Source organism: Xanthomonas sp. SHU 166 (assembly GCF_000364685.1).
Taxonomy (GTDB): domain Bacteria; phylum Pseudomonadota; class Gammaproteobacteria; order Xanthomonadales; family Xanthomonadaceae; genus Xanthomonas_A; species Xanthomonas_A sontii.
The window spans coordinates 1-1,681 of record NZ_AQOJ01000346.1 but is presented as its reverse complement, the minus strand read 5'-3'; the positions used below and the strand labels follow the sequence as shown (position 1 = coordinate 1,681).

1 protein-coding gene and 1 pseudogene are annotated in these 1,681 nt (G+C 72.2%); both read right to left on the bottom strand.

Annotated elements, in window-relative coordinates:
- Positions 1-1,294: pseudouridine synthase (locus D180_RS10130; RefSeq protein WP_017912704.1), on the bottom strand; the 1,294-nt coding region annotated here is incomplete at its 3' end.
- Positions 1,287-1,681: pseudogene (locus D180_RS24525) on the bottom strand (SMC-Scp complex subunit ScpB); the annotation flags it as partial. The gene D180_RS10130 and the pseudogene D180_RS24525, both read right to left, overlap by 8 nt.

Here is a 1,681-nt window from a genome sequence, read left to right as displayed (position 1 = left end):
CCTGACCGCGGCCCTGGCCGGCGCCGGCACCAGCGCCGGCACCGGCCGGACGCGGCTTGGCGTAGGGACGCCCCTGGCCCTGACCCTGGCCACGACCGCCGGGACCGGCGTTGCGGTGGCCGGTCGGGCCGGTGCTGACGCCATCGGGCACGTACCAGGTGCGGAACGCGGCGGGGTTGCCGTCCGGCAGCGGCTTGGGGCCCTTCGGGGCGCGCTGCTTGAACGGCTTCTGCGCCTGCTTGGCGGCCATTTCGCCGCTCACGGTCAGGCCGCCATGCGGCTTCTTGCCGCCGCGGCCGCGGCCGCGGTCCTCGCGGAACGTGTCGAAGCGGCGCAGCTCGCGGCCTTCGTCGGCGGTGTTGTGGCCGTTGACGTAGGCGTTGCCGCCGCGGCCGACCTGCACGGTGGCCTTGGCCGCCTTGCGCTGGCCGATCACCGGCTGCAGGGTCAGCGCCGACGGGGTGCCTTCCTCCAGCTTCAGTTCGGCGCGCAGCGCCTCGACCTTGTCCTGCGCCAGCTCGACCGAATGCCCACGCAGCAATTCGCGCGGCAGCGCGATCTTGCCGTAGCGGGTGCGCTTGAGCCGGCTGACCTGGCAGCCCTGCGATTCCCACAGGCGCCGCACCTCGCGGTTGCGGCCTTCCTTGACCACCACCCGGAACCAGTCGTGCGAGTCGGTGCCGCCGATGCGTTCGATCTCGTCGAACTTGGCGCCGCCGTCCTCCAGCAGCACGCCGCGCGAGAGCCGCTCGATCATGCTGTCGGGCACGGTCTGCTCGCCTTCCGGGGCGCGCACGCGCACCACGTACTCGCGCTCGATCTCGTAGGAGGGGTGCATCATCGCGTTGGCCAGCTCGCCGTCGGTGGTGAGCAGCAGCAGGCCGGTGGTGTTGATGTCCAGGCGGCCGATCGCGATCCAGCGCGCGCCCTTCAGCGCCGGCAGCGCCTCGAAGATGGTCGGGCGGCCTTCGGGATCTTCGCGCGTGGTCACTTCGCCTTCGGGCTTGTTGTAGATCAGCACGCGCGAGGGCTCGGTCAGCGCGCTGGCGACGAAGCTGCGGCCGTCCAGCTCGATCTTGTCGCCGCTGCGGATCGACATGCCGGTCTGCGCGACCTCGCCGTTGACCTTGACCAGGCCGTCGGCGATGCGCTGTTCCAGCGCCCGGCGCGAGCCCAGTCCGGCCTGGGCCAGGACCTTGTGCAGGCGTTCTTCCAGTTTCGGCTGCTCGGCGGCAGCGGCGTCGCGCTTGAGCGAGAGCTTGTTCAACGACAGCTTGCGGGAGGTGTCACTCATTTACTTGGCTCCGGCCGGCGCGTTGCGCGTCGGCCTGTGGTTCGGAATCGGCATCGTCAACAGCCACGGTCGTCGTCGCGACGGCGTTGTCTTCGGCTTCGTTCGCATCCGCCGCGCGCTCTCCCGGCGCGGCTTCGGGTTCGCCCGTCGGGGCGGTCGTGGAATCCGTGGCCGCCGGCGCGTGGGCGTCGTCGGTCGCGGGGGTGTGCGGTGCTGCGGTGTCGCGTGCTTCTGCGTCGGCGGCAGCGTCGGCATCGGCCGCGTCTGCCTGCGCCGTCGCGGCAGGCTCGGCGGGTTCGCCGGTGGCTGCGGCCTGCGCCGTGGTGTCGCCCTGGTTGCCCTGATCGGCCTCGTCGCCCGGCGCGGCGTCGGCCTGGGCCATGTCGC